Raw genomic sequence first — 26,036 nt, 5'->3', positions numbered from 1 at the left:
CGAATTAAAATGGAAGTTTTTCGTCTGTATTTAAAGTCAATTTTGGGTTCTTTTGCAAAGCAGACAAAGGAAACGGAATAATATACAATCGAGAATTTGGCTGCAATGTATACGTTTTTTGAGGAACCGTTTTGTTTACTATTGGAAATACTCTTGTAACCGTTTTGGCGTATTCGGTTTCTGTATTCAATCTCTTCAAATCAAAGAAACGGTTAAAACCTAAAAGCAGTTCTTTTCTTCTTTCATTAATAACCAATGCCATTGTTTCTTTTCGAGTAGCTGGAACCGTTAAATTTACAGTACCAGAAAGAATACGTTTTGCTCTTAAGGTATTTAAAACTGCAACTGCTTCATTCAGTTTATCTTGTCTTGCCAAACATTCAGCCTGCATCAAATACACTTCGGTTGTTTTCATCCCAACTGTTGGGTAGAAAAATCTTGTATATTGTGTTGCCCAATACGCTGTACCTGAACCTTGATCTAAATTGGTTGTGCTGGTAGAATTGAAGAATAAATTAAAACGTGCATCATTTGTGCCGAATAATGTTCTTAATTCTGGGCTGATAATATAACTCTGTGCAAAGTTCATTTCGTTATACCCTGTCATATACATATAACTTAATACTTCAACATTATTGGCAGCAGGAACAGCAACTGCAGTTGGTCCGCCTTGAGCGTTATAAGCTACCAAATCAAATATCTGATTGTTATAGCTCAATGATTTTTCAGCAGCTTCCTGAGCTTTTGCAATTTCGCGTTTAAACAAATGAACTTTCGCTTTAAAAGCATAAGCAAATGCTAAAGACGGATGATATACATCAGCTGGTTTTTCTAAAATATACGGCAATGCTTCTTCAACATCTTTTTGAATAAAATCATAAACCTGTGCCACAGTAGATTTTGAAGGCTGTGCTTCTAAATCAAATTTATCCATAATACAAATTCCACCATCTGTAGCCGCAGTGCTAGGATCATAACCTTTTGCATAAGTGTTTACTAACAAAAAGTGATCATAAGCTCGGTAAATCTTAGCTTCTGCTTTTGCTAATCGTTTCGTATTTTCATCTCCCTTACTATTATCTACTAACGAAATAATAGTATTCCATCGGTTAATGTAATTATAAGCCTGATTGTAAAAACTGGATCCGGTCATTAATGAAACTCGATCAACACTTTCGTCAAAAGTAAAATTAAGAATATCGATGTTTGGAGTTCTTCCTATTACATTCGCCTCTCTCATCCATTGATCATCTGACAAATATTGAAAGTTATTAATTGGATAACCACGTCCTGGAAGTGATACCAATTCCAAAAACTGATCGGCAGTTTCGATTACCAGAGATCCTTTTGGAGTTACGTCTGTATAATCTTCACAAGATGTCAAACCTAACATCATTAGTGATACTATTGATATATATATCTTTTTCATAGTTTAAAGAGTAAGATTAAAGCCAAATAGATATGTTTTTGGCAATGGTAAATTACGTGTACCAGAATTAGCTGAATAAACTTCTGGATCAATTCTATTTCCTGCAGCACTCCAATACCAGATATTGTTCATCTGGAAAGTAAATTTAGCCGAAGAGATATTCATTCTAGTTGCAAAAGCTTTTGGTAAGTTATAGCCTAATGAAACGTTTCTTAGTTTGATATAATCTCCATCTACAACATTGGCACTTGAATTTCTCCATTGACTGCTGATTGTTCCCGCATAGTTTCTAACACTTTCGTCAAAATCTACATACAAACGTGTGTTACCATTTGGATTTGCATCTGTATAACGTTCTGTAATTCCTGAAAGATTGACTGCATCTGAACTCATGTCGATAGTTTCTTTACGCATTACGTTTCCTCCTGAGAAAACAAATAGGAAATTCAGGTCAAATTGTTTGTATGAGAATCTTTGTGATAACGAACCTGTGTAAGTTGGCGTTAAACTTCCCATGTTCACTAAAGCGTCAGGATTTGTAACGCTTTTGATTGATGTCGCAACTGGATTTCCATTGGCATCAAAAGTGATAGACGGATTTCCGTTTTCATCTAAAACATAAGGATAACCGTTTGTTGTTCCTCCATATTGATAAGCATACAAACTATTGTAGGTCTCATTCTCAAAGAAGTAATCAATTGGCGAACTAACATATACTGACGATGTTGATTGTGCTCTGGTAACTTTTTTAACCGTTGTTTTGTTGAATCCTAAAATTACATTAGAACCAATACGGAAACTGCCGTTGTTGTACCAATCAGAACCAACACTAAACTCTACTCCTTTGTTCAATAATGCTCCAGCATTAATTCTTCTAGACAAAGCTCCTACAGTAGGATCTAAATCGGTTGTCGCCAATAAATCGCTGCTGTATTTACGATATACATCAATGCTACCGTTTAATTTTGCTCTAAACAAGCTATAATCAACACCAACGTTTGTACTTTGTGTTTTTTCCCATCTTAACATTGGGTTTGGTTGTGCTGTGATGTTCGTATATTGTAAAGATTGATATAAGTTATCGTTTCTTCTTGTAGCAGTAATATATGGCGTTGTAGATTGATCAATATTTCCGTTAACACCATAAGTAGCTCTTAGTTTTAATGCCGTAACCCATTTAATTTCTTTCATGAATTCTTCATTACTTGCATTCCATCCTAAACCTGCAGACCATAATGGACGGTTTTTATATTTAGGATCAACTCCAAACAAATCTGCTCTATCCACTCTGTAACTTCCTGTTACGTTATATTTAGACAAGAAAGTATAACCAACTGTGCTGAAAAATGAGAAATAACGGTGTAAAATTTCTGTCTGTGTTCTAGATAAAGCTCCTAAAGTTCTGTTATTTCCAAACATATAACTTGGAGTTCCAGTTTGACTTAATGCTAAGCTATTGATTACTGCCGAAGTCAATGTAACTGGATCGTAACCGTATCTTAATTGTTCGATGGTTCTTGGAACAAAAGTTTCACGCATTTCAAAACCCGCTAAAGCATTGATTGCATGTTTTCCTCCGCTAAATTCTTCATTATAATCTAATTGATTTCTAAAAGAATAATTGCTTGTTTGACTGCTGAATTGCTTGTAACGTCCTCCTGTAGAAAAACCATCAACATAAATATAAGCATTTGTAGCTGGATTATAAGCTGTTAACGCATTGATAGCATAACGCATTTTGTATGAGTTAATGTCATAATACTGCTCATTATCATTTTTTCTAACTTCGTACTGGAATTGAGAACTCACGCTTAATCCTCTCCAAATTTTAGCACGAAGATTAGCGAAAGCTCTTAAACTTAATGATTCTTGTTTAGTGATACCTTCCTGAAGCGCATTCAATACATTAAAAGTCATTGGTTTAAATCCGCTAAGAGTTGCCAATTTCTCAGCTACAGCAGGATTAATAACACCGCTTGAAGTAAATCCGTCTTTGATTCCAACAAATGGAGATAATACTAAATCTCCGTTATCATCTGTGATTCGCTCGTATCTTTTTTGAATATCGTAGTTACCAAAATCTCCGTCAGTAACATCATCCTGACTGTAAGTTCCGTTTACACCAAATGTAGCATTTAACCAATTATTAATCTGGAAACTGCTTTTTGCATATAAATTAAATGCTCTACTCTGATTGTTTACAATTCGGTTTTTAGACTCGTCATAATTAAGCGACACATACGTATTCTGTTTGCTGGTACTTCCTGAAAATGCAACATTATAACGCTGTCTGAATTCATTCTGCCATACATTATCACGATAATCTTTATAATAATCGTTCTTTCTCCATTGTGCTAGAGTATTATTATAAGCAGTATTATCTATTTTTCCATCTTCCAAATTTCGGTTCAATTGATAAAGCGGACTGTAGTATTTCATACTGCTGTTTCCAATATCTCCATAACTACTGAACATCGTCGCTGTATTAGCAAATCTAGCTCTTTCTCTATTATAAACATCCTGCTCAAAATCGATTAAATCGCTTGTTGAAGCATAGTTCATGTCTCTTAAATTCGGTTTAGTTGAAACAAAAAAGTCAGAGTTGATGCTTACTTTTAATTTACCGTTTCCTTTTTTAGTAACGATAACAATGATTCCGTTTGCTGCTCTTGAACCATAAATAGACGCAGCCGCCGCATCTTTAAGCACGTTGATGCTTTCTACATCATAAGGATTGATATCTTCTAAAGCCAATTCCGTTGGCAGACCGTCAATTACGATAAGCGGGCTATATCCAATATTGTTGGAAAAAGTTCCCATACCACGCAAAATTGGTTTATCTGCCGATGATCCATTTGGATTTTTCTGAAACATCAAACCCGCTACACGTCCTTCTAATGCACTTGATAAATCAGAATTGATGTTTTCATTTAATGTTTTTTCGTTGATAGTAGCAATGGCTCCTGTAGAATGACTTCTTTCTAAAGTCTGGTATCCCGTAATCACTACTTCTTTCATAGCAGCAACTTTGTCTTCCACTATAATAGTTAATGTGTTTCGACCGCTTATCCCAATAGATTTGGTTTCAATTGTTAATCCAGAACATTCTAGAACTCCATTGGAAGGAACGCTTTCAAAAACAAAGCTTCCATCAAAATCAGTAATACTGGTTCTATTGGTACCTGATAAAGTTACAGTGACACCTGGAAAAGGCTCGTTTTTATTGTTTGTAACTTTTCCGCTTACGCGGATTAGGTCGTTTCCCAAGCTTTCTGCTTTTTCTTTTGATGAAGCTGTTACAACAATCGTCTGATTAGCCAAATTGTACTTTAAATTTTGGCCACTGAAAATTTTGTTTAAAACTTCTTTTAAAGAAGAATTCTTCACGTTAATTGTAACCGGCTTAGCATCTTTTAGCATTTTCTGTGTGTACAAAACTTCATAATCAGCTTGTTTTGCCACTTCTTTCAGCACCGTTTCAAGAGATGCATCTTTAAAATTAATGGTAACATTTTGTGCCTGCCCTGAAAAACTGCAAAACAGCATAAAAAGCATAGCAAACACACTTAAATGAGTAGAAAAATTAAATCTCGGAATCTTTTTTCCAAGATTTTTGTAAGGTTTTTTTGGTTGTAAATTTAATTTCATACATTTACATTGGTTATAGTTAAACAATAGGTGGACAACTTATACTTGGCTATACACTTTTATAACAACCAGAAGCATCGCAACTGCTTCTGGTTTTTTAGTTTATAGTCTCAGTATATTCGGGTAAACTTAAAATTACGGATAGACAATAACTGTTTTTCCTTCAACCTTAAATTTGATATTACTAAACTCAAGTACTTTTAATACTTCAGATAAATTTTTATTTCTAAACGTACCGCCGCTAAAACGAACATCAGAGACATCGCCATGGTATTCTACTTTTATTCCATACCAGCGTTCCAGCTGTCGCATTACATTTTTCAGATCAGAGTTATCAAATTTGAAACGGCCATTTTTCCATGCAACTGCTTCTTCTGTATCTACTTCTCTTACTTTAATTTTAGAAAAACTCTCCGACACATCAGACTGTTGCCCTGGTTTTAGAATTGTTTTTTGATTCTTATAAGTAACCGCTACACTTCCTTCCAACAAAGTAGTTTTAATAACCGCTTCATTATTATAAGAATGAACATTAAAATGCGTTCCCAATACTTCAATTGACTGGTTATCCGATTTTACAATAAAAGGTTTGTTTTTGTTTTTAGCTACTTCAAAATAAGCTTCTCCTTCTAACTCAACCACTCTTTTATCTCCGTTAAACTGTGTAGGATATTTAATAGATGAAACCGCATTTAGATACACTTTGGTTCCGTCTGCCAAAACAATATTGTACTGACCTCCTGTTGGAGTTGAAAGTGTGTTAAATGAATTATCATCTTTAGCACCAGCTGCATTTGGATTGATGATATAAGTAATTTCTCCATTTGCGTTCATTTTGATTGTCACTTCATCTTCTTCTCCTTCTTGGGCAATAGTATCTTTTGCTGTAATTTCAGAAAGTACAATTTGTTTTCCGTTCGAAAGTGTCAATACTCCTCTTGTACCTCCCGGAGCAATTTCCTGTGGCTTTGCAGTAACTTGAACCGCTTTTTCTTTTGGCTGTGTAAAATAAAATAATCCTGTGCCTAATACTACAGCAATTGAAGCTGCAACAGCTATACGAGGCCAAAGACTAACGACCTTGGTTTCTTCTTGCAGGGGTAATTTCGATTTTAAAAGCTGATAACTATCTTCCAGCTCATATTCGTTAAGCTGTAAATTGTTATTAGAAGCTTTATGTAGATACCAAGCGTCTAGTTTATCTTTATCTTCATTAGATAAAGTACCGTCCTGATATTTTTTAAGCAATTCTGAGATTTGGGTTTTGTTCATAATTACAACACGAAATTTTGTCTTGTTTAATAGTAAGACAGTTAGAAAGTACTTTTGTCATAGACAAAAACAAAAAAAAATTAAAAAAACATTATTATATCTTTAACAAATTGAGAAAAATGTTAGCTTTCTATCTACTAATGAACGTGTTACAAAATTGAAAATCATTCAAAAAAATTAAGAAAAAGCATGAAAATAATTTACCAAATAAACAGATTCATCATAGATTTTAGCTTTTCTCGAAGAATTTTAAGCGAATTATACACTTGCTGCTTGGCTGTTTTATCTGTAATATTCAATTGAAGTGCAATTTCATCATACGAAAGCTCTTCCACTTTTCTTAACAGAAAAACTTCACGCATTTTTTCAGGAAGTAAAGCGATTTCTTTGGCAATAATAGCTTCTAATTCTTTTTCTCGAAGATCAGAATCGGCAAAAACATAATCGTCTTCTATAAAGTTGGAGATGGAATCGGCGTATCGTGAAACTACTTTTTCATGCGCTATATGATTGAGCACTCTGTTTTTGACAGCTTTGTATAAATAGGAAGAAAGTGATCCTGTAATGTTTAATTCAGAGCGTTTATTCCATATAGAAAGAAAGACTTCCTGCACGACATCATTAGCTTCATCTTGATTTTCAAGAATTTTATAAGCATGATTGATTAAAAGTTTAGAATATCGCTCAAAAATCTCTGTATACGCTGACTGATCATCCTCTTTGAGAAGATTTAATAAGAAATCATCAGTATATTCGTTGTAAACAGACATTAAATTGAAGGGTTGCTAATCAAAAAGGCAATATTAAACATTTTTTATGTTAAAAGCTAAAAGATGATGCAGTTCAAATTTTAGTTTAAAATAAATCTAAATGAATTTAGAGCTTACTATTATCCTTTAAAACTCTAAAAAATAAATCTTATCTTTTCACTTTTGTACGACATATCATGCAGCAGCAGAATCAAAAACAGCAACTCTATGAAAAAAATTATAATTGTTTTATCCATTTCTATTTTGATAACACTAATTACTTCATGCAAAAAAGAAGATGATAAAAATGAAATTATCGTATACGAAGATAATTCATGTAGTTATTTTCAAAGAAAAATGAATAATTTAGAATTAATGGATTCTTTAAGCAAACGAGTTATAGAACATGGAGATACACTTGCTTATAATCAAATTCAAGGCATATATAATATTGCCGAACAAAAGCAAACATCAGCATTATATTACGCCTTGATAATGGCCAACAAATACAATTATAATCGAGCCTACCGAGATGTATATGAAATTTTGAATTCAGACAAAGTAGACAAAAAAACAAACGAAATGGCAGAGTCCTATTTGAAAAAATATAAAAAGGAGAAATAAATACTTTTTTAAGATCGAAATTCAACTTTAAAACTATTCCATGACAACCGATATCCTTGAACTCAACGATTGCATTGTTTTAATCGAGCATTCGAACACAACAAAAACAATAGTGCAAAAGTGCGAAATAGACGGCGATGCGCTTGGCTTTGCCTTTTATGGATCAGGGAATGTCGAACTGGAAATCAAACATAATAAACAAACAAAATATCTTTTAAACACTACTGGTTTAGCAATTTGCTTTTTCGGCAATCAAAAAGTCGAATTCTCGCATAAAATTGAACCCGATAAACCTTTACAGTCTATTAGTATTTTTACCAAACTGAAAAATCTCAATTCACTTCCTCAACCAGAAAAAGAGATTTTTGAGAATTATTTACCGCAATTATTGCGTCCAAAAGAACATTTTGTAAAAGGTCCGTCATTTTACATGACACTCGAAATGCAATTGGCTGTCCAAAAAATTTTCAATACATCCTACACAGGAAACGCACGTTTATTGTTTTTAAAAAGTCAAGTCAACGAACTTCTTGCTCATTTTTATGCACTTCTGGCTTCTGAAAAAAAACCTGATTTATCTGAAACCGATAAAAACAAACTTTTTCAAGCGAAAGAAATTGTCACCATCAACTACTCTTCTCCACCTTCCATTACTCAATTGTCTCAGATGGTTGGGCTCAACAGTAATAAATTAAAGAAAAATTTTAAAGAACTTTTTGGAATTCCGGTTTTTAAATTTGTTCAGGAAGAACGATTAAACAAAGCATACGAATTACTCCGCGAAAGCGAAAAAACAGTTCAGGAATCTGCCTGGGAAGTAGGTTACGAAAGTCTGAGTTCTTTTTCGAATGCGTTTCATAAAAAATTCGGCATGCGCCCGAATGAAGTGAAACAGCAATTCTTTTCAAACAAATCATAATTCTTTTGAGACAAATGATTGTATTTTAATCTAGGCAACTTTGTATCAGTAATCATCATTAAAAAACTATTGATATGAAAAAGAAAATTTTAGTTCTAGGATCCAATGGAAAAACAGGACGCAGAGTTGTAAAAAGATTAGAAAATAATCCTGAAGTCGAAATTCGTTTAGGTTCAAGAAATGAAACCATTCCTTTTGACTGGGAAAATCCAGAAACTTGGCAAAATGCTGTAAAAGATATCGATACAGTTTATATCACATTTCAACCTGACTTAGCCGTTCCTTTTGCAGCAGAAGCTATAGAACATTTTACCAAACTTGCAACAGCATCAGGAGTGCAAAAAATCGTTCTGCTTTCGGGAAGAGGCGAAAAAGAAGCTCAGGTTTGCGAAGAAATAGTAAAACAAAATACCAAAAAATGGACTATAATTCGCTCCAGCTGGTTCAATCAAAATTTTAGTGAAAGCTTTTTCTTAGATCCAATTCTCTATGGAATTGTGGCTTTACCAAGAGCAGAAGCACTAGAACCTTTTACCGATGCCGATGATATTGCCGATGTGGCAGTTGAAGCCCTTTTAAACGAAAACCATAACGGAAAAACTTACGAATTGACTGGGCCGAGATTGTTAACTTTTAAAGATGCAGTAAACGAAATTGCCAATGCAAGCGACAGAAATATTAGCTTTCAAGCATTAAGTCTGGAAGAATATAAGCAAATGCTGCAAGAATATCAGGTCCCAGAAGATCATATTTGGTTAGTAAATTATCTATTTGAACAGGTTTTAGACGGAAGAAATTCGAGTATTACATCTGATATCGAGAAGATTCTGGGAAGAAAAGCAAAAGATTTTAGCGCTTACGCAGAAGAAACAGCCAAAAGCGGAATTTGGAATCCTGAAAACTAAAAAACTTAATGCTGCCATACATTCAAAATCCATAACAGAATTATATTCTTATAGTCTTAAAATATTTCTCTAATTTTGCCCGCCTTTAGAAACTAATTTTCAAAAGGAAAAACTTCAATATGTGGACTATTTGTGAGGAATGCCAAGGACGAGGTAAAAAAAGCCGAAGACTCAGCAAAAAAGTACGGCTTGATTATCAAATGGCCATAGAGCAATTTGAAAAATCAGATCAGCAAGGAATGAAACCAGTTCAGCCTAAAGCCCCTTTATACACCTGCCCAAAATGTAACGGATCTGGTTTAACTGCTTCGGACACTTATCCTAAAGCAGATATTGAAAATTTTCCTCATGTTGCTATTATTGGTGCGGGTATTGGCGGTGTTGCGCTGGCTGTTGCATGCTTACATCGTGGCATTCCTTTTAGCCTTTATGAACGTGATCTTAATTTTGATGCACGTTCTCAAGGTTACGGACTGACTTTACAACAAGCCAGTAAAGCAATGGAAGGTTTCGGAATTACAGCTTTAAATGAAGGCGTAGTTTCAACGAAACATATTGTTCACAATACAGAAGGAAAAATAGTTGCTGAATGGGGTTTTAGAAAATGGCTTGAAAATGATACAAACGCTTTACCCAAGCGTACCAATATTCATATTGCGCGACAAGCTTTACGTCAAGCTTTATTAAATCAGCTTGAAAGCAGTGACAAAGTACAATGGGGACACCAATTATTAGATTTTACACCATCACCAAAAGGGATTGATTTACGTTTTCAGGTTGACAGCGAAATAAAAGATGTTAAGGCAGACATTTTAGTCGGTGCCGATGGAATTAGAAGTGCAGTTCGCAGGCTTTTAATTGGCGAAGAAAAGACTCCTTTACGTTATTTAGGATGTATTGTGATTTTAGGAATCTGTCCTTTAAATGCCTTGGAAAATATTGATAGTCCATTATTGGATTCAGCTACTGTATTTCAGACTGCCAATGGAAACGAACGAATTTATATGATGCCTTATACATCAGATTCGATCATGTGGCAGCTAAGTTTTCCGATGTCTGAAGAAGAGGCTAAAACTTTAAGCGCTCAAGGCACAAAAGCTTTAAAAGAAGAGGCCTGCCGAAGAACGCAATGGCACTCTCCTATTCCGCAAATTTTATTAGCAACGCAAGAAGCTCAGATTTCAGGTTATCCAGTTTATGACCGTGAATTAATTAATAAAGACTTATTGTACAACGCGGGAGCCGCTACACTTATTGGAGACGCAGCACATCCTATGAGTCCATTTAAAGGACAAGGTGCTAATCAAGCTTTACTGGATGCCCTTTCATTGGCTCGCGAAATTGCAAAAGGCTGTAAATCTTTAAAACATTGGAAAGAACAAGGTGTGAGAGAAAGTGCCTTAGCAAAATTCGAATCTGAAATGATTGAAAGAAGCGCCTCAAAAGTAAAAGATTCTGCCGCTGCTGCCGAATTTCTGCATTCTGAAATTGCTCTTTACGAAGGTAATGAACCTAGAGGAAGATGTCTTAAAAGAAATGGCAATATCAATAACAATGACAATAAAAACGAATAATACAAAAACAATTAACCTTCAACGGCTATCAGATTGTTTTAAAATAAAAAAACTCCAAAATCTTAGGACTTTGGAGTTTTTTGTTATTGCTTGTAAATCTTACATTTCGTTCAAATCGTTGAATTCGTGTAAAGATTTTAATGTGTTTTCGTAGAATAAAATTGCTGCAATTAGATTTCCTTTATCAGAATAAGGCATCATCTTTCTTTGAAACTCTACTGTAGTATCTAAGAAAGTTGTTGTACCAACTGCTTGGTTATCTAAGATTTTTTTGTGGTCTCCATCGTCTGGAATACCTAAATCAGCCATAGTTACACCTGGTTTAGTAACCAAAGCGATATAAGGAAGAGTTTTTACTAATACTTTAATACGCTCAATATACAATTCTAAAAGCTCTCCTTTTTGCATACCACTTAATTCTTTTTGATCATGGTATTTACGGATTAACGCCGTTGTACTGATTATACTTCTTGGAGCATTTTTCGCTTGTGCTGAAACAGCCTCAGTTGCCAATAAGAAAAGGAAACTTAGTAAAATTATCTTTTTCATGTTATGAATTTGATTTGGGTGTTGTTCGACGACAAAAATATGTATTTTAACTTAATTTACAAGTTTATTCATTTCTTTTTTTTAGAAAAATTTAACAATCCGCAATATTATGGGAAATTACTTAAGTTATTGTATTTATTTTCCTACTTTAAAACAAAAAGTGTTTTTTGCTATGATTTTATGATTCTAAAACGTCCAGGGTATTTGATCCAGATACTTTTTTTATTGCCGTAATAATCCATAAATTCTTCACAGACAAAAACGGCATGTGCTTTTGACCATGCAACAACGCCACAATACTCGCTTCCAGATTCTCTCTTTAATTTCTGAACTTGTTTGCCTATTGAAAATCCTAAGTATTTATAGATTGTTGGCGTATATACAGTGCCATCTTCCAGATCTTCCAATGCTTTATCAAAAGTAGATTCCCTATCAATAATTTGTTTGTATTTGGCCATTACAGCGTAAGTCAGGACAGCGTAATCGGTTATTTTTTCGGTATCGCAATTGTCTTTGATATATACAAAACCAGCAGAAATCCTAGCTCTGTTGAGCTCATCATTTTTAAGGTCAAACGATGCATTATTTTTTAATGTTATTTTGAACACATTTTCATTTACAGTATCTGTTACAAATAAATTGTCTAATCCGTAAACATTTAAAGAAGCTTTGATAAAAGCAATTGATGAACAATTGGTGCGTTCTCCCTGTTTAAAACTTTCGAATATTTTTTGCGAACTTAATTGTGAATAAGAATTAGAGCAAACAAATAGTAAAAAGATAAATAATAACCTGACAGACTTCATTGAATTTGTTTTTTAATTTTTCTCCAAATATCTTTTAGTGGCAAATACTTAAGAGAGTATACAAATCTATAAAAATCAACTCATAGTTTTTTTACTTCTTTACTTTTAACTTTTAGAAAAATAATAAAATCTGATTTTTGTTTAAAAATTACCTTTCCAAAATCATCATTACAACCTAAAAATGAGTTGATTGTATATCTCTCGTAGTTAAAAAATAGTTTCTTTTAAATTTTAAAATCAACAGTAAAAAGCTGTAAAGGTTTGGCTTTTCCTTTCAATTCAATTTCTCCTTGTTGTACATATTCTATAAACTGATCTTTCGAAACAGCATTTTTCATCGATTCTGAAATCAGAAAATCGTGATTTAACTCGTTGCATTTGCATTGAATCCTCGAAGTTGTATTTAAAAGATCGCCGTGATACACAATTTCTTTTTTTACTTTTCCTACCCAAGTCGTTACGGCAGTTCCAATGTGCATTCCTGCTTTAAATTTTGGAAAGATATTGTATGTTTTGAGATAATAGTCCCGTCGTTTTTGAATACTTTCTTTAAGCAGATAAAAACAATATAAACAGCGATTTTCTTTTATTCCTGAAGCTGATTTCCATGTTAGTATAATTTCATCGCCAGCATATTGATAAACTTCGGCACGCGAAGCCAGAATGGCATCTGTAAAATCATTGAACAAATCCTGCAATAAAGCGCTGTATAAAATGTCTCCCAGCTGTTCTGCTAAAGTTGTTGAAGATTTTACATCAACAAACATAAAAATACGTTCTTCCTGAATTGGGCGATGGTATTTTCCAGTAAAATAATTGTAAAAAAAACCGGTGCTCAATAAACTGCTGATTTCTAAGAAAAGAATTAAAAATACAGAAGCACCAAGTGAAAAAATAAAATCACCAATTAAACGCCTAGAAATGTATTGATTAAAAGCTTCTTGAAAGGAAATGTTTTCTAAAGTCTTTGTAAACAAAACCACAAAAAACAATAAGAAAATCAGAATGCAGATACTGTAAATTAAAGCCTTTAAAAGCGTTGCTTTCGCAAAAGAATATTGACTGAAAGATGTAAAAAACTTTTCAAAAATAATGATAACAAAACCAAAGCAAATCCCAATAATTAGTCCTAAAAGCAATTTCAAATTTAGATTTTCAGCACCTGCATCTGTAATTGCGTTGTACAATAATCCTAATATGCCACCAGCAGTAACGGATTTTAAAATCAGGCTGTGTCTTTTGTAAAAAGGCGGTTTTGGCAATTCCATTATTGGATTAATTTTTCTTTATAAAAATAGCCAATTTTGAAACATAAACTACTATATATCAAACAAGTATTCCCTGAAAGCAAATTAGCCTTCAGGGAATAGGATTACAGCCTAATTATTTTTATCCGAATAATTATTTTTTAACTAACCAACTTTCCACTGCTCTCGAGAAATCAGCAACATCAATTGGGTGACGGCTTGTTATGATGTTGGCATCAGTTACGACACTTTGTTCTACCACATTTCCTCCTGCATTTTTCAAATCAACCTGAATATTCCAATATCCAGTTAGTTTTCTTCCTTTCAAAATATCGGCAGAAGCCAATACAACTGGAGCGTGACAGATTGCTGCAATTAGTTTTCCTGCTTTGTTAAAATCTTGGATGAACTTAATAACATCTTTGTCATAACGAAGATTATCTGGATTCCATGCACCTCCAGGAATAAATACCGCATCATAATCACTTACTTTGATTTGATCTGCTGTACGGTCAAATTTAATCCATCCAACTGGCTGTAAATATTGAATCGCCATAACATGTGTTTTTGACATTTCAGGATAAACCAAACCGTATCTTTCTGGAGCTGGATTGTATTTTGGCGCAACGATATCAACTTGGGCGCCTAATTCTTTAAAATACCAAACTGGTCCCGTTAACTCAATTTCTTCAAATCCATCGGCTACGATCACGGCAATTTTTTTTCCTTTTAATGCTGATTTATCTTTTACAGGTGTAAAGAAAAAATCTCTTAAAGCTTCATTGCCCGGAGCGTTTAATAGTTTAGTTACCGGCATATTAACCACAGCCGACTGGGTTCCTAATTGGTTTACAATCTCGAATTCTCTAGTTGTTGTTGTTTTCATTTCATTTGTTTTTACGGTTACTTGTCCTTCTGCATTCAATACTGCAAATACAGTGGCTAGACCTGCAGCGATCATTTTACTAATTGTTTTCATTTTTCTTAGGTTTAAAAATTTGTATTTTATTTATAATCATTCCCTGATAAGTGGCGCAAATTCAATCAGATTATGAATTCCGTCCTGAAAAGGCTGTTTTTTAATACTTGTATTCAGATAGTCAATTACGGGTTGAATAGGCGGAAAATTCAAATGGTACTGAAATGCTTCTTTGTTTCTAAACTTTTCAAATGTCACAAACTGAGAAGCATCTTCTTTTAACTGCGATAATTGATAGGTTACAACACCAGGCTCACTTCTAAACTCGGGCATGGCTTTATGATATACTTCCATGAAGTTGTTTTCTGTCCCTTTTTTAGCATCTACAAAAAGCATGATGGTTAACTGCTCCTCACCTTTTTTACTGGTTTTGCGCCATTGTTTTTTGGTTAAAGGCTCTAAGTCTTTTACATAGATTATTTTCTCCGGTTTTACTAGAACAGTTTTAATCAAAACCGCCAGCTGTTTAGAGTTATTTCGGAATTTATCCAATTCGTTTCGGTTTTTCCACCTTTCAAAAAGCCAGATAATGGTATGATCCTCCTGCTCAAAATAAGCTTCGGACATGATATTATTGCTATTTGAAATAGATTGCTTCACATAATCGGCAATGACTTTTTGGAATTTCTCCTGACTTTCTTTTTTGACTTCATAGCGAGTCATTTTTGCAACTATTTCCTGATTTCCAGCAGTAGTTTGATCTGCTATTTGTGCCGTAGTTAAGGAGCCGTTCATAAACAGAACAGTAAAAACGCCCAGCATTCCTTTTGAAACTGAGTTCTTGGTTTTCATTCTCATAATAATTGATTTTTAAAGTTGTTTTCCTATTTGAATCAATACATCTGAAACTGCTTTTGGCTGTGATAAAAAGGGAGAATGACTGCTGTTGATTTCGTAAATCGTTTTGATTCCAGCTTTAGAAATCATTTGATCTTGCAGTCTAGGCGAAATAACAATGTCTTGAAGTGTTTTGATATATACTTTTTCGACACTTCCAAAGTTCTGAGAAGTTAGTGTAACGGCGTTAGAAAACGGAATTGCAGGTTCAGCGCGATAATTATCGATTACTTTTTGTTTGGCCACAGCTGTGCCATCATTAATAAACAAACGAGTTAATTCATCAGATTTGACATCGAGAGTCAAATGGTCCGCAGCTTCAATCAGGGTAGGTCCTAACTGCGAATCTGGATCGGTTTTGGCAATATCGGCAATAGCCTGCCCAGATGTTGGTAAAAAAGCACCAATGTAAACCAGTCTGCTAATTTTAGAAGGAATACTTTCGGCAACGGCCGTAACAACCATTCCGCCCATACTGTGCCCTACTAAAATAACCTTTCCATTTACTTTAGAAAGTGCTTCAATTACCTTGTCACGATATAAATTTAATGATAAATTTTGATTTGGAGTATGGTCTTTTCCGTGTCCTGGAAGTTCTACTATAATTACTTGATTACCATTTTTAGTTAGATTCAATTTTACCTCATCCCAAACATAAGGAGCCTGCCAAGCGCCGTGCACCAAAACATATGTCTGAGGTTTAGCATTTTGATTTTCATCATTGCCTGTACAAGATGCAAATGCAGAAAATGAAGTAAATGCTAATAAAGTTGCTAAAAGATGAGGAACTGCTGTTTTACTTTTAAAAACGTACACTCCTAAATAGTGAAATACTATTCCTATTGCCCACGCAGTATTCTGCCAAAGCGGCCATAAATACGTCTGATTTGTAAACAACCAGATGAACCAAAGTATTGGAACTGTAAGTACAAAAACTAATAAGTGAATTTTAAATCCTTTTTTAGGATCGATGTGAGCTGTTTTATGCTCTTTTGCTAAATTTTTCATGATGTGTGATTTTATAATTTATTTAAGTTGTGTTCCTAATTGTTCGACTTTTTTAAGCCATTTATTGCGTTGTTTATCCGTTGATTTTCTCATAAATCCGAAAGTGGAAAATTTGATCGGATCGAAACCAACGTAACCAAAAACTATATTTTTAAGTATCTGATATTGAGAGGCACGATAGATCAGATAGAACCACCATTTGGGTGTATCCATTGTAACTAAAAGCCTTAAACTTTTTCCTTTGAGAAGTTTTTCTGGGAATATTTTTCCTGAATGGTGTTTGAAAGCAAAATCAGGAAGCAGGATTCTGTCTATAAATCCTTTGGTAATGGCGGGCATAAATCCCCACCAGTTTGGATAAGCTAAAACAACATGGTCAGCCCATAAAATAAGTTTTTGGGCTTCGACCAAATCGGCTTCGAGTTCTAGTTTTTCTCCCGTTTTGTATCCAGCAGCAAGATTGACATCAAAATCTAATTCTGATATGTAAATTGTTTTGCAGTTTGCACCTGTACGCTCTAGCCCTTTTTTATAAGCATTAAGCAATGCATTACAAAAAGAATTTTGAGAAGGATGCCCAAGTATAAGTAAGATATTCGTTTTCATTGCAGTATCATTTAATTTGACACTGCAAAGATTTTAAATATCACAAAGGTGTTCCTGACACAAATGTGTCAAAATTATTTCTCCTTTTTAGGACAAATCTCTTTTTCAGAAAAAAAGACTAAAAAAGAGAAAAGAATAAACAATTGCTTTAAATTTGATTTATAAAAATTTTATCAGCCTGCCCAATGAAACTAAAACTGCTTCTCTCCATTATTACGATTGGACTTTTAATTTCTTGTAAAGACGCTTTAAAACAAGAAAAAAAATCGGTTAAACCCGATGCAGTAAAACTGAAACCAAAAGAAATAATTAATGAAACAGAAACTGCAGATTCACTAAAAGGTTATAAAATCGTAGATCTTATTAGCCCAAAAAAAATTCCGGCTACAAAAGAGCTTATAAATTATCTTGGGGGAAAAATTGAGAAGACAGAAACCATTGATTTTAATGGTGACGGTATTCTCGATTATATATGCCAAACCAAAGCAGACAGTCTTGGCATTGGAAATGAATACTGGATTTCATCTGATTACAAAACCATTAAAAAAACAAAATGCTATTCAGACGGTTTTTATTATCGCTGGTTTATCAATTTAGATAATGACCCCGAACCAGAAATGTTTGAAGTCATAGGTGATGAAGACGGAGCTGATTATATTATTACAGATCAAAATCTGATAACAGGAAAAAATACAACTTTGCAGTATATAAATCCGATTATTATTGAAAATAACAAAAAATACTGGGGTTATGCGTGGGACATCAAAAGTATTATAGCTAGAACCAATGGAACTGTTACTGAACTGTTTTGTTCTTTAAACCATACAATAATAAGAGACGGAAACGAAGAATATGATCCTAAACACCAAAAGCAGATGCCTGTACTATTTTTTACAGGACATCATACTCAGGAAAGCGGAGATCATGATATACAAAAAGCACAATGGCTCACTCTGGAAGAAATTATAAAAAGGACTAAAAGATAAAGCCTGTAAAACCTTTTTTTATTTAAGATTATTTCCTACGGGTCGCTATTTCCCAGTTTTCTGCCTGATGAGAATTATATCGTCTTTCAATATTAATTCTTATCGAAAATGTTTTTTTCTTTCTATTGTAATCCTCTTTTCGGGCGAAAACATTAAATAACAAATTATGATCTATTGTTGTCTGTTCCTCTGTTATTTCATTTTCCTCATAATATGCTATAATTGGATTAATATCATTAGAAAACTGAGTATTTTTTGCCAAAAAAGCCAAAGCAGAAACCACCTGATGCTTAAAAAAATCAGGATTACTCAACTGTTCTTTTGCTACTGGAATGGTAAATTCAAACTCAAACAGCGGATTATCACAACCAGACAAATCTGCATGAATAAGCGTATCTTTTACCTTATAGGTCTCACTAATCGTTTCTGTATAATTATGTATATCTATACTTCTTTCTCTTCTGGAAATATTCGGTATTGAATTAAAAATAGTTTTACTTTCCAATTTTGCGAGCTTACATTTAGTTAAATAAGACTCTTCATAAAGATTACCATTTTGATACGAAAAAACCAGATTGGCAGATTCGTTATTTTCATCTTCAGTCACATCATAAGTTCTCCAGTTCTTCGTGGCAACTGTGGTAATCTTCTTTGAATTATATTTCGTTTCATCTAAATTATTATAAGAAAAAGGTGCATATTCCAAAACATCATGCTGTTCTTTAATGTTTTTCTTGTCTTTCATAATAACAAACACAAAACGAGAACCAGCCATCGAATCGGAACTTTCGCTTACAACATAATCTGTAATCCCATCAGTATTAAAATCATCCTTCGCTAAAATGGAATAATATATTGTTGACCTGCTTTCTGCCTCATCTGTAATACTCAGTGCAAACGGATATTCTCTTAAATCCATTCTTGTCCCTTCATTTGCCTTGTAAATTTCATACTCATCAGTCATAAGTTTCTTTAACAGATTAAATTCTTCTGCTGAAATAGGAATCGGCTTCTTTACTTCTGTTTTTTCCGTATGTTTCTTAGGAACTTTGGTTTGTTTCGGAGCTTCCTGTTTACAGGAAATGAAAAGTGTTAAAAATAAAGTGCAGATCAAGCAATGTTTCATTTAGGATTTTTTTGTTGGTTTGGGAATTTAGAACAGATTAGTATCGCTTCTAGTCAAAAGTAACTCTGCCAAAATTTATCTTTTCGGTTTCATACAAAAAACCGTTATAAAAATCAGCTGTCCATTCTCCATTTCTGTAAATAAACGATAACTTTCTGTCGTAACTGCTGGGTGCAAAAATTTCCAGATTATCCCCTTCGTTCGGATTGTACTCAAAATCAAAACAATTCCTGCTGTTAAGTTCTTCCAACATTTTCTCAGTCGAAAAATTTTCAGTTAAAGCATCTAGAGGAAAAATAATCATTCCGTCCATGGTTGTATTGGCATATCCAACATATCTTTTGAGAACCCAAATATATTCTTTACGCTTTTTACTTTTATACTTCGTGAATCTTTTATGACTAATAACAGTATCGTTATCATTAATGATACAAGTACATAATTTAATTTCTTTTCCGTGTTCGCACATGAGGTTTATTGAAGAAATGGTATTATTTCAAGGGTTGAATTTAGTCTATTTTTTTAAGTAAAATACTACTGATGCGCTATTTTTTGACGAATTCTGGTCAATGTCTGTCTTTCAATACCTAAAAAACTGCACAAATGAGAAATAGAGATTCTATTAAATATACCAAAATGGTGTTTTACAAAATCAATGTAACGTTCTTCGGCAGTCTGAAATATAAAACTTTCAATACGTTCCTGCTGACGTTTTAGAATTTCGCCTGCGATCAATCTTCCGTATCTTTCCAGGTTAGGAATGTTATCATAAACCCACTGCATGTTTTCGTGAGAAAGACACACCATAACTGTTGGTTCTAAACATTGAATGTAATATTTACTGGGCTGTTGTTCTATAAAGGCAGAATAATGTGTAGCGTAATCGCCTTCGGCATAAAAACCTACCGTAATTTCATCTCCATCTTTATCTATAAAATAAGAGCGGACTAAACCGTTTGCAATAAAACCAATATTCTTTTGTACGTGACCAAACTGAAGAAAGTACTCTTTTTTAGAAAACTCTTCAATAGTAAGTTTTGTAGCATATAAAGCCAATTCGTCATCAGTCATTTTAGGACATATTTTTTTGACGGAATTTAGAAATGCTTCTATTGCTGGTTCCATACTTCTTTGATTTTTTTTTGGTTATTGAAGTATAAAATTAAGGAAACTCATCATTAAGTGTTTCGGAAAAACAAAATAATTAAAGATAAAATTTACATTAGCCAATATTAAAATTTTCAGTAATGAAATGGATTACCAGAGAAAGACCTAAAATAGATCGAATCGCCTGTCCGTGGCTAATAAGGAAATTTATAGATTCTGATGCGGAATTTATATATGTACCTTATGCTCAGGTTTTAGAAAAAGCGAAAGAATTAGATGCTGTTCCGTTTGATATTCCGGATGTAGAATACACGCATTATGAAGAACAATGTACTTTTGATTATTTCGTGAAAAAACATGAAATAAAAGATCCCGCCATATTCATTATTGCCGACATCGTACGTGGAGCGGATACAGACCGTCATGAAATTGCCAAAGAATCGGCTGGGCTTTGGGCAATATCAGCTGGTCTTTCTTATAATATTACCGATGATTACAAACTATTAGAAACCGGAATACTGCTTTATGATGCTCTTTACAGCTGGGCAACTCATTTGTACCAGCAAAAACATCTACAAAACAGTCCTTTTGAAAATCTTCTTCATGAAGTTTACAATAAGTTTTTAAAAGATAAAAAAAACAATGCCAAAACTCCTTCATGGGTTAAAGATCTTAAAGAAATTATTCAAGATCAAATTGATGCACAATTTACTCTTGACTTAAAAAAAATATCAAGCGAACTTGACCTAAATCCGTCCTATTTATCAAGGGAATTTTCTAAACATTTTGAAGATCTAAATTTTGGCGAATATGTTCGAAAACAACGCATTGAGAAGGCTATAAATCTAATCGAAAATTCTTCGTACACCCTCACTGAAATTGCCTATATGACTGGTTTTTCTGATCAAAGTCATTTCACGAGGATTTTTAAGGCACATACTGGAAATAATCCTTCCGCCTATCGCAGAAAAATCCGTAAAAAGTAATCCTTATACAAAAACGTAAAAAGCGTTCTATTTAGGGAAAACACAGGGAGCTAATTTTGTTTTTACAACCAATAAAACAAAACTCCATGTTTCGATACACATTTCTTTTTTTAGTATTACTCTTTAGTTCCTTTTCGTTTTCTCAAACTACTTACCCAAAAATTACAGGTTATTTTGGTATTATGCATCCAATTGTTACTGTAAGCAGAGATGAAACTGCCGTTAATTTTAGAGATTATTATGCTGTATCATTTCCTACTGGAATCAACATTTGGAAAAACAGTAAAATAGGTTTCTCGTTTGAAATTGTTCCGAACATTAAAGACGATAACGGATCTAGTAAAACTACAAGTTTATTAGTTCATCCTGGAATTCTAGTTGCTTTGGGAAAAGGATATAGTTTTGCAGGACGAGTTGCCTTCGACAGTAATGGAAGATACGGTTTTACACCTGTATTCAATAAAACATTAATCAAAACAAATAGTGTGAGCTATTATGCCGCAGTACCTTTACCTGTTCGTTTTGGTAATGATCATCCTGCTTCATTTACCGCAGGATTTCAATTTGGAATAGCTTTTTAGAATATTTTGATTTTCTTCTTATTCTACCAAACTCTGAACATTTACAATTTCACTTATTCTGTCCAGCAATTCAAATTCATCTACAGGAAGTAACTGAAGAACCATTTCCAGCATTAAAGCAATATCTGAATCTTTATTTGCATTTAATTCCAGAACCAAAATGCATGATTTTAGCATTTGTGTAATGATAGAACTCAATTCGGTATAACTTGACAATTTGATTTTTGCTTCATACATATTCTTTTCTTCAGATACAGGTTTCAAAGTACTTAAATATAGCGCAGTTAATTTTTTAAGATTTTCTAGTTTTTCAATCATGTCCATAGCTTTATTTTTCAACAAATTTATCGGTAAGGAATTGAAAAAAGAGGAACGTATATATCCAGTCATATTTGACTGCTTTTTTTCGTTCGAAACATAATTTCTTTCGCAAGTTTGAATATCTCGCTAACACAATCTGCATAAACATAACCCGTGGTTTCAACCACGGGAAACGTATCGTTTTTCATTGTGTCCCTGTGGTTGAAACCACAGGTTATATTTGAAAATAACGACATAAAAAAAAAATGAGATTTTCAAAATATATCGCTCCGCTAGACCTTTGTTCTCCCTGTGATTTCATTTGCTATAAATATTTTGCTCCTCTGTAGCAAACTTGAATACGGCTAGTTTCAAAAATTTTCACTATTTTTAAACTAAACCTTCACTCTTACACTATGAGCGATAAATCACAACTTTTAAGTTCTATTTTCAGGCATCTTGACGGCTTAGTTACTGCTCCAGTTGCAATAGCGCTTAAGAAAAAATCAGTTTTAGAGTTTATTTTAGAGAAAAAACAGCTTTCATTATCAGAACTTACAAATGCTTTCAAAGCCAACGAAGGCTATCTGAATATTGGTTTGCGACTTTTGGCTTCACAGGGTTTTCTGGAATATAAAGTCAATAATCAAACACAGGAAATTACAATTGGGGTAAACGAGAAAACCAAAACGGCTTTTTCGTTATTCTATCTATACGAAGATGTGGTAGATTTACTGAAATTATCCACGCAGTTTCATCCGAGACAATTTGATGATAAACCTTTTGAAAAACTCGATCTTATTTTTGAAAAATATAAAAAGGGATACGGAATTACACTTTCAAATGATTCTTTGACTAATGAAATTCAGAATCAGATTTTAAAACATATTGAAGGCTATTTAATTGGCCCAACCATTGTTCGTCTGGCGATGAACGGAATGTTTCATAAATACTTTATGGAAACTTCTTTCCGTCCGGAAGAGTTTCATAAATCGCCCGAAAACTTTAAAAAGATTTTAGACTTTTTTGTTCATTTGGGATGGTTTTTAGAAAAAAATGGCAATTACCAGTTTACTGAAGCAGGTTTGTATTTTGCCAAAAGAGCCAGCGCTTATGGTGTTACCGTTTCCTATCTTCCGACATTTGCTAAAATGGACGATTTGCTTTTTGGTAATCCTGATATCTTACAAACTGCTGAAGACGAAACAGAAATTCACGTGGATCGCGAAATGAATGTTTGGGGAAGCGGAGGTGCTCACGATACGTATTTCAAAGTAGTAGACGAAATTCTCATCAAACTTTTTAATCTCCCAATTGAAGAACAACCCAAAGGAATTCTAGATATGGGATGTGGGAACGGTGCTTTTTTACAGCATGTTTTTGAAGTAATCGACCGACAAACTTTGCGAGGTAAAATGCTCGATGAATATCCATTATTTCTAGTTGGTGCCGATTATAACCAAACTGCACTAAAAGTTACAAGAGCCAATCTTATCAAAGCAGATATTTGGGCAAAAGTAATTTGGGGGGATATTGGAAGACCAGATATTTTATCAAAGGATTTAAAAGAAAATTACAATATCGATTTAAAAGACCTTTTGAACGTCAGAACATTTCTAGATCACAATCGAATTTGGACAGAACCTGAAATTATTAACCAAGACAGAATCAGTAGTTCTAGTGGCGCTTTTGCATCAAAAGGAAAAAGAATCAGCAACAATTTGGTTGAGGATAATCTTTTAGAACATTTGAAAAAATGGTCACCTTATGTTCATAAATTTGGTTTACTCTTAATAGAACTGCATACCATAAATCCAAAACTAACTGCTGAAAATTTAGGAAAAACTGCCGCTACGGCTTACGATGCTACTCATGGTTTTTCGGATCAATATATTGTTGAGATTGATGTATTCAACAAAATTGCTGCAGAAGCTGGATTGTTTCCCGATCAATCGGTTTTTAAACGATTTCCAGATGCGGATACTGCAACGGTCAGCATTAATTTATTGAGAGGTAATTAACTCACAAGAAAACCCCTAAAATCAAATAATTTTAGGGGTTTTCAGCTTACTAAATTTAAAACACTTATTTCTATTGTTTAGGATCGACACTCAAAGGAGGCAGAGATAATTCTTTACTATTCAGTAATTGTTTCGCCTGCTCGATAGTTCTATATCTTCCAATTTCCATTGGTCCGCCATAAGAACCACTTTGCTGTGGTCTTGGAGGAGTTGCAGCATAAGTTTTCATAAGTTCCATAATAACTTGATCGAAAACAACCATCGTCCATGTTTTTTCTGTAAAACTATTCATGAAAAGATCATAGCGTTCCTGCGGATCCTGCCATAAATCATATACTGCGGGAACCGTTGCTATATAAGTCTGATCACCTCTCCAGCCCAATTGCTGTCCAGGAGTATCGCTTCCTGCCTGTGCTCCGTTATCGCCTCTTGTATTAAATACCGCTTTCCATTTTCCTATGCGTACTGCCCCAGGAGACAGTTCATTTTCTGTAAAATAAAACCATCTGTCACGAAGTGGTTTTCCTTTTTTGAATAAAACATTCGACATATCGTAGCTGTCAAAAACCATAGATTTTCCTTCCCTATCATTTTTAGGCAATTCTACACCTGCAAGAGCTGCAAATGTTGCCATTAAGTCTAAACCACCTACAATATCATGGCTTACGCTTCCTGCTTCAATTTGTCCTGGCCACCAAGCAATAGCAGGAACTCGGCTTCCTCCTTCTCTATCCGTTCCTTTAGAACCTCTAAAAGGCGTATATCCCGCATCTGGATGCACATCTTGCCAAGCTCCATTATCTACAGTATAAATCACGATTGTATTATCTGCAATTCCAAGTGAGCGAATTTTATCCATAATGCGGCCTACATTATAATCCATTTCTACAACGGCATCACCATATTTACTTTTTGCTGGTGATTTCCCTGCAAATTGTTTGGATGGTAGATTTGGCTGATGGTTTTTAGCAAAATTGATGCACATAAAAAACGGATCTTTTGATTTACCATATTCATCAAGCTGTTTTAAATTATTATCCACCATATTGATATCCAGCTCCGCAATATTTTCTTCTGTAACTGGACCTGTGTCACGTGCTGGTTTCCCAGCTTCACCTTCTAAAATTCCTTTAGTAGATTTCTTGATAAAAGCAGATATTTCTGGAGCCATATCTGGATTCCACGAAGGAAAACAATAAGTGTAAGCATTTAAATGATAGAGAACAACATTCTGCATTTTATCAAAACCATGCGCAATCGGCATGGCATAATCTGCTTCTCCTAAATGCCATTTTCCCGAAAAATAGGTTTTGTAATTTGCTTTTTTTAGTACAGAAGCCAAAGTCCATTCAGCAGCTGGAAGTCCGCCACCTTGCCCTTGAAAAGCAACTGTTGTCATTCCGCTTCGATTTGGAATTCTTCCTGTAATCATGGCGGCTCTTCCCGGCGTACAGCTTGGCTGTCCATAAAAAGACCAGAACTGCATTCCTTCTTTGGCCATTCGATCTAAGTTTGGAGTTGGCATTCCACGACCTACGCCACCGCCGTATACGCCTAAATCTCCCCATCCTGTATCATCTGAGATTACCATAATGATATTTGGTTTCTTCTTTGTTTGGGCATTCATTAAGCCAATAAAACTGAGGCAAAACAAACACGCAAAAATTAATTGTAAGACATTTTTTTTCATGATTTTTAAATTTAATTGATTAAAAAATGAGTTGAAAAATGGCATATAAAACTTTGCAGGCGTATAGATGGGGATTTTTTTGTGCGT

24 protein-coding genes are annotated in these 26,036 nt (G+C 33.9%); 8 read left to right on the top strand and 16 right to left on the bottom strand.

Features of this window, described 5'->3' with window-relative positions; genetic code table 11:
- Positions 1-4: 4 nt before the first annotated feature.
- The 4 genes from P2W65_RS16285 to P2W65_RS16270 all read right to left on the bottom strand — a co-directional run bounded on the left by P2W65_RS16285 (position 5) and on the right by P2W65_RS16270 (position 7,119).
- Positions 5-1,429 carry a RagB/SusD family nutrient uptake outer membrane protein gene (locus tag P2W65_RS16285; protein WP_289659119.1) on the bottom strand — a complete coding sequence of 475 codons (1,425 nt, stop codon included), beginning with the start codon at positions 1,427-1,429 and terminating at the stop codon, positions 5-7.
- Between the two features lie 3 nt (positions 1,430-1,432).
- The gene (locus tag P2W65_RS16280; protein ID WP_289659117.1) at positions 1,433-5,077 is read right to left on the bottom strand and encodes a SusC/RagA family TonB-linked outer membrane protein; all 3,645 of its coding nucleotides are present in this window, start codon (positions 5,075-5,077) and stop codon (positions 1,433-1,435) included.
- Positions 5,078-5,212: 135 nt separating this feature from the next.
- The gene (locus P2W65_RS16275; protein WP_289659115.1) at positions 5,213-6,349 is read right to left on the bottom strand and encodes a FecR family protein; all 1,137 of its coding nucleotides are present in this window, start codon (positions 6,347-6,349) and stop codon (positions 5,213-5,215) included.
- A gap of 200 nt (positions 6,350-6,549) precedes the next feature.
- Entirely contained in the window at positions 6,550-7,119 is a 570-nt protein-coding gene (locus tag P2W65_RS16270) for an RNA polymerase sigma factor (RefSeq protein ID WP_289659113.1), read from the bottom strand.
- A 207-nt stretch (positions 7,120-7,326) separates the two neighbouring features.
- Between P2W65_RS16270 and P2W65_RS16265 the strand changes: the two genes are divergently transcribed.
- From P2W65_RS16265 to P2W65_RS16250, 4 genes are all read left to right on the top strand, one after another.
- Positions 7,327-7,722 carry a hypothetical protein gene (locus P2W65_RS16265; protein WP_289659111.1) on the top strand — a complete coding sequence of 132 codons (396 nt, stop codon included), beginning with the start codon at positions 7,327-7,329 and terminating at the stop codon, positions 7,720-7,722.
- Positions 7,723-7,762: 40 nt separating this feature from the next.
- Positions 7,763-8,641 (top strand): helix-turn-helix domain-containing protein, encoded by an 879-nt coding sequence (locus tag P2W65_RS16260; RefSeq protein ID WP_289659109.1) that lies wholly within the window; start codon positions 7,763-7,765, stop codon positions 8,639-8,641.
- Between the two features lie 74 nt (positions 8,642-8,715).
- On the top strand, positions 8,716-9,546 hold the full coding sequence (locus P2W65_RS16255) for an NAD(P)H-binding protein (RefSeq protein WP_289659107.1): 831 nt from the start codon (positions 8,716-8,718) through the stop codon (positions 9,544-9,546).
- Positions 9,547-9,665: 119 nt separating this feature from the next.
- The gene (locus P2W65_RS16250; protein ID WP_289659105.1) at positions 9,666-11,120 is read left to right on the top strand and encodes an FAD-dependent oxidoreductase; all 1,455 of its coding nucleotides are present in this window, start codon (positions 9,666-9,668) and stop codon (positions 11,118-11,120) included.
- A 99-nt stretch (positions 11,121-11,219) separates the two neighbouring features.
- Here P2W65_RS16250 and P2W65_RS16245 read toward each other — a convergent pair whose 3' ends face one another.
- The 7 genes from P2W65_RS16245 to P2W65_RS16215 all read right to left on the bottom strand — a co-directional run bounded on the left by P2W65_RS16245 (position 11,220) and on the right by P2W65_RS16215 (position 17,152).
- On the bottom strand, positions 11,220-11,669 hold the full coding sequence (locus tag P2W65_RS16245) for a hypothetical protein (protein ID WP_109193149.1): 450 nt from the start codon (positions 11,667-11,669) through the stop codon (positions 11,220-11,222).
- Between the two features lie 170 nt (positions 11,670-11,839).
- Positions 11,840-12,475: a hypothetical protein gene (locus P2W65_RS16240; RefSeq protein WP_289659101.1), complete on the bottom strand. Its 636-nt coding sequence runs from the start codon at positions 12,473-12,475 to the stop codon at positions 11,840-11,842.
- 224 nt (positions 12,476-12,699) lie between these two features.
- Positions 12,700-13,743 (bottom strand): adenylate/guanylate cyclase domain-containing protein, encoded by a 1,044-nt coding sequence (locus tag P2W65_RS16235; protein WP_289659099.1) that lies wholly within the window; start codon positions 13,741-13,743, stop codon positions 12,700-12,702.
- A 133-nt stretch (positions 13,744-13,876) separates the two neighbouring features.
- Positions 13,877-14,701, bottom strand: coding sequence for a DJ-1/PfpI/YhbO family deglycase/protease (locus P2W65_RS16230; protein ID WP_289659097.1), 825 nt, complete (start codon positions 14,699-14,701; stop codon positions 13,877-13,879).
- A 36-nt stretch (positions 14,702-14,737) separates the two neighbouring features.
- Positions 14,738-15,493 carry a putative quinol monooxygenase gene (locus tag P2W65_RS16225; protein ID WP_289659095.1) on the bottom strand — a complete coding sequence of 252 codons (756 nt, stop codon included), beginning with the start codon at positions 15,491-15,493 and terminating at the stop codon, positions 14,738-14,740.
- Between the two features lie 18 nt (positions 15,494-15,511).
- Positions 15,512-16,546, bottom strand: coding sequence for an alpha/beta fold hydrolase (locus P2W65_RS16220; protein ID WP_289659094.1), 1,035 nt, complete (start codon positions 16,544-16,546; stop codon positions 15,512-15,514).
- Positions 16,547-16,564: 18 nt separating this feature from the next.
- Positions 16,565-17,152: an NAD(P)H-dependent oxidoreductase gene (locus P2W65_RS16215; protein ID WP_289659092.1), complete on the bottom strand. Its 588-nt coding sequence runs from the start codon at positions 17,150-17,152 to the stop codon at positions 16,565-16,567.
- A gap of 185 nt (positions 17,153-17,337) precedes the next feature.
- Between P2W65_RS16215 and P2W65_RS16210 the strand changes: the two genes are divergently transcribed.
- Positions 17,338-18,138, top strand: coding sequence for a hypothetical protein (locus P2W65_RS16210; RefSeq protein WP_289659090.1), 801 nt, complete (start codon positions 17,338-17,340; stop codon positions 18,136-18,138).
- A 28-nt stretch (positions 18,139-18,166) separates the two neighbouring features.
- Here the strand turns inward: P2W65_RS16210 and P2W65_RS16205 are convergent, their stop codons facing one another.
- The 3 genes from P2W65_RS16205 to P2W65_RS16195 form a co-directional block, all read right to left on the bottom strand.
- Positions 18,167-19,264 carry a hypothetical protein gene (locus tag P2W65_RS16205; RefSeq protein ID WP_289659088.1) on the bottom strand — a complete coding sequence of 366 codons (1,098 nt, stop codon included), beginning with the start codon at positions 19,262-19,264 and terminating at the stop codon, positions 18,167-18,169.
- 49 nt (positions 19,265-19,313) lie between these two features.
- The gene (locus P2W65_RS16200; RefSeq protein WP_289659086.1) at positions 19,314-19,733 is read right to left on the bottom strand and encodes a hypothetical protein; all 420 of its coding nucleotides are present in this window, start codon (positions 19,731-19,733) and stop codon (positions 19,314-19,316) included.
- A gap of 65 nt (positions 19,734-19,798) precedes the next feature.
- A complete protein-coding gene (locus P2W65_RS16195) occupies positions 19,799-20,389 on the bottom strand; it encodes a Crp/Fnr family transcriptional regulator (RefSeq protein WP_179003617.1) in 591 nt (196 codons plus the stop codon).
- A gap of 122 nt (positions 20,390-20,511) precedes the next feature.
- On the opposite strand from P2W65_RS16195, the gene P2W65_RS16190 reads away from it, so the two are divergent.
- Both P2W65_RS16190 and P2W65_RS16185 read left to right on the top strand, forming a co-directional pair.
- A complete protein-coding gene (locus tag P2W65_RS16190) occupies positions 20,512-21,357 on the top strand; it encodes a chromate resistance protein ChrB domain-containing protein (RefSeq protein ID WP_289659082.1) in 846 nt (281 codons plus the stop codon).
- An 86-nt stretch (positions 21,358-21,443) separates the two neighbouring features.
- Positions 21,444-21,938 (top strand): hypothetical protein, encoded by a 495-nt coding sequence (locus P2W65_RS16185; RefSeq protein ID WP_289659080.1) that lies wholly within the window; start codon positions 21,444-21,446, stop codon positions 21,936-21,938.
- Between the two features lie 18 nt (positions 21,939-21,956).
- Here P2W65_RS16185 and P2W65_RS16180 read toward each other — a convergent pair whose 3' ends face one another.
- A complete protein-coding gene (locus P2W65_RS16180) occupies positions 21,957-22,256 on the bottom strand; it encodes a hypothetical protein (RefSeq protein ID WP_289659078.1) in 300 nt (99 codons plus the stop codon).
- Between the two features lie 398 nt (positions 22,257-22,654).
- On the opposite strand from P2W65_RS16180, the gene P2W65_RS16175 reads away from it, so the two are divergent.
- Positions 22,655-24,259, top strand: coding sequence for a class I SAM-dependent methyltransferase (locus P2W65_RS16175; RefSeq protein ID WP_289659076.1), 1,605 nt, complete (start codon positions 22,655-22,657; stop codon positions 24,257-24,259).
- A gap of 70 nt (positions 24,260-24,329) precedes the next feature.
- On the opposite strand, the gene P2W65_RS16170 is transcribed toward P2W65_RS16175, so the two are convergent.
- Positions 24,330-25,949: an arylsulfatase gene (locus P2W65_RS16170; protein ID WP_289659074.1), complete on the bottom strand. Its 1,620-nt coding sequence runs from the start codon at positions 25,947-25,949 to the stop codon at positions 24,330-24,332.
- Between the last annotated feature and the right edge of the window lie 87 nt (positions 25,950-26,036).

The organism is Flavobacterium panacagri (genome assembly GCF_030378165.1).
Taxonomy (GTDB): Bacteria; Bacteroidota; Bacteroidia; order Flavobacteriales; family Flavobacteriaceae; genus Flavobacterium; species Flavobacterium panacagri.
Note: the sequence above shows the minus strand (reverse complement) of the source record. Positions and strands in the feature narration are given on the sequence as shown.

Bases quoted from the DNA above. Each gene is read 5' to 3' on its own strand.
- P2W65_RS16170 (WP_289659074.1), bottom strand. From the start codon at position 25,949: ATGAAAAAAAATGTCTTACAATTAATTTTTGCGTGTTTGTTTTGCCTC.
- P2W65_RS16230 (WP_289659097.1), bottom strand. From the start codon at position 14,701: ATGAAAACAATTAGTAAAATGATCGCTGCAGGTCTAGCCACTGTATTT.
- P2W65_RS16190 (WP_289659082.1), top strand. From the start codon at position 20,512: ATGAAATGGATTACCAGAGAAAGACCTAAAATAGATCGAATCGCCTGT.
- P2W65_RS16235 (WP_289659099.1), bottom strand. From the start codon at position 13,743: ATGGAATTGCCAAAACCGCCTTTTTACAAAAGACACAGCCTGATTTTA.
- P2W65_RS16280 (WP_289659117.1), bottom strand. From the start codon at position 5,077: ATGAAATTAAATTTACAACCAAAAAAACCTTACAAAAATCTTGGAAAA.
- P2W65_RS16250 (WP_289659105.1), top strand. From the start codon at position 9,666: ATGTGGACTATTTGTGAGGAATGCCAAGGACGAGGTAAAAAAAGCCGA.
- P2W65_RS16180 (WP_289659078.1), bottom strand. From the start codon at position 22,256: ATGATTGAAAAACTAGAAAATCTTAAAAAATTAACTGCGCTATATTTA.
- P2W65_RS16175 (WP_289659076.1), top strand. From the start codon at position 22,655: ATGAGCGATAAATCACAACTTTTAAGTTCTATTTTCAGGCATCTTGAC.
- P2W65_RS16205 (WP_289659088.1), bottom strand. From the start codon at position 19,264: ATGAAACATTGCTTGATCTGCACTTTATTTTTAACACTTTTCATTTCC.
- P2W65_RS16220 (WP_289659094.1), bottom strand. From the start codon at position 16,546: ATGAAAAATTTAGCAAAAGAGCATAAAACAGCTCACATCGATCCTAAA.
- P2W65_RS16270 (WP_289659113.1), bottom strand. From the start codon at position 7,119: ATGTCTGTTTACAACGAATATACTGATGATTTCTTATTAAATCTTCTC.
- P2W65_RS16275 (WP_289659115.1), bottom strand. From the start codon at position 6,349: ATGAACAAAACCCAAATCTCAGAATTGCTTAAAAAATATCAGGACGGT.
- P2W65_RS16260 (WP_289659109.1), top strand. From the start codon at position 7,763: ATGACAACCGATATCCTTGAACTCAACGATTGCATTGTTTTAATCGAG.
- P2W65_RS16245 (WP_109193149.1), bottom strand. From the start codon at position 11,669: ATGAAAAAGATAATTTTACTAAGTTTCCTTTTCTTATTGGCAACTGAG.
- P2W65_RS16225 (WP_289659095.1), bottom strand. From the start codon at position 15,493: ATGAAAACCAAGAACTCAGTTTCAAAAGGAATGCTGGGCGTTTTTACT.
- P2W65_RS16285 (WP_289659119.1), bottom strand. From the start codon at position 1,429: ATGAAAAAGATATATATATCAATAGTATCACTAATGATGTTAGGTTTG.
- P2W65_RS16210 (WP_289659090.1), top strand. From the start codon at position 17,338: ATGAAACTAAAACTGCTTCTCTCCATTATTACGATTGGACTTTTAATT.
- P2W65_RS16200 (WP_289659086.1), bottom strand. From the start codon at position 19,733: ATGTGCGAACACGGAAAAGAAATTAAATTATGTACTTGTATCATTAAT.
- P2W65_RS16215 (WP_289659092.1), bottom strand. From the start codon at position 17,152: ATGAAAACGAATATCTTACTTATACTTGGGCATCCTTCTCAAAATTCT.
- P2W65_RS16255 (WP_289659107.1), top strand. From the start codon at position 8,716: ATGAAAAAGAAAATTTTAGTTCTAGGATCCAATGGAAAAACAGGACGC.
- P2W65_RS16265 (WP_289659111.1), top strand. From the start codon at position 7,327: ATGAAAAAAATTATAATTGTTTTATCCATTTCTATTTTGATAACACTA.
- P2W65_RS16185 (WP_289659080.1), top strand. From the start codon at position 21,444: ATGTTTCGATACACATTTCTTTTTTTAGTATTACTCTTTAGTTCCTTT.
- P2W65_RS16240 (WP_289659101.1), bottom strand. From the start codon at position 12,475: ATGAAGTCTGTCAGGTTATTATTTATCTTTTTACTATTTGTTTGCTCT.
- P2W65_RS16195 (WP_179003617.1), bottom strand. From the start codon at position 20,389: ATGGAACCAGCAATAGAAGCATTTCTAAATTCCGTCAAAAAAATATGT.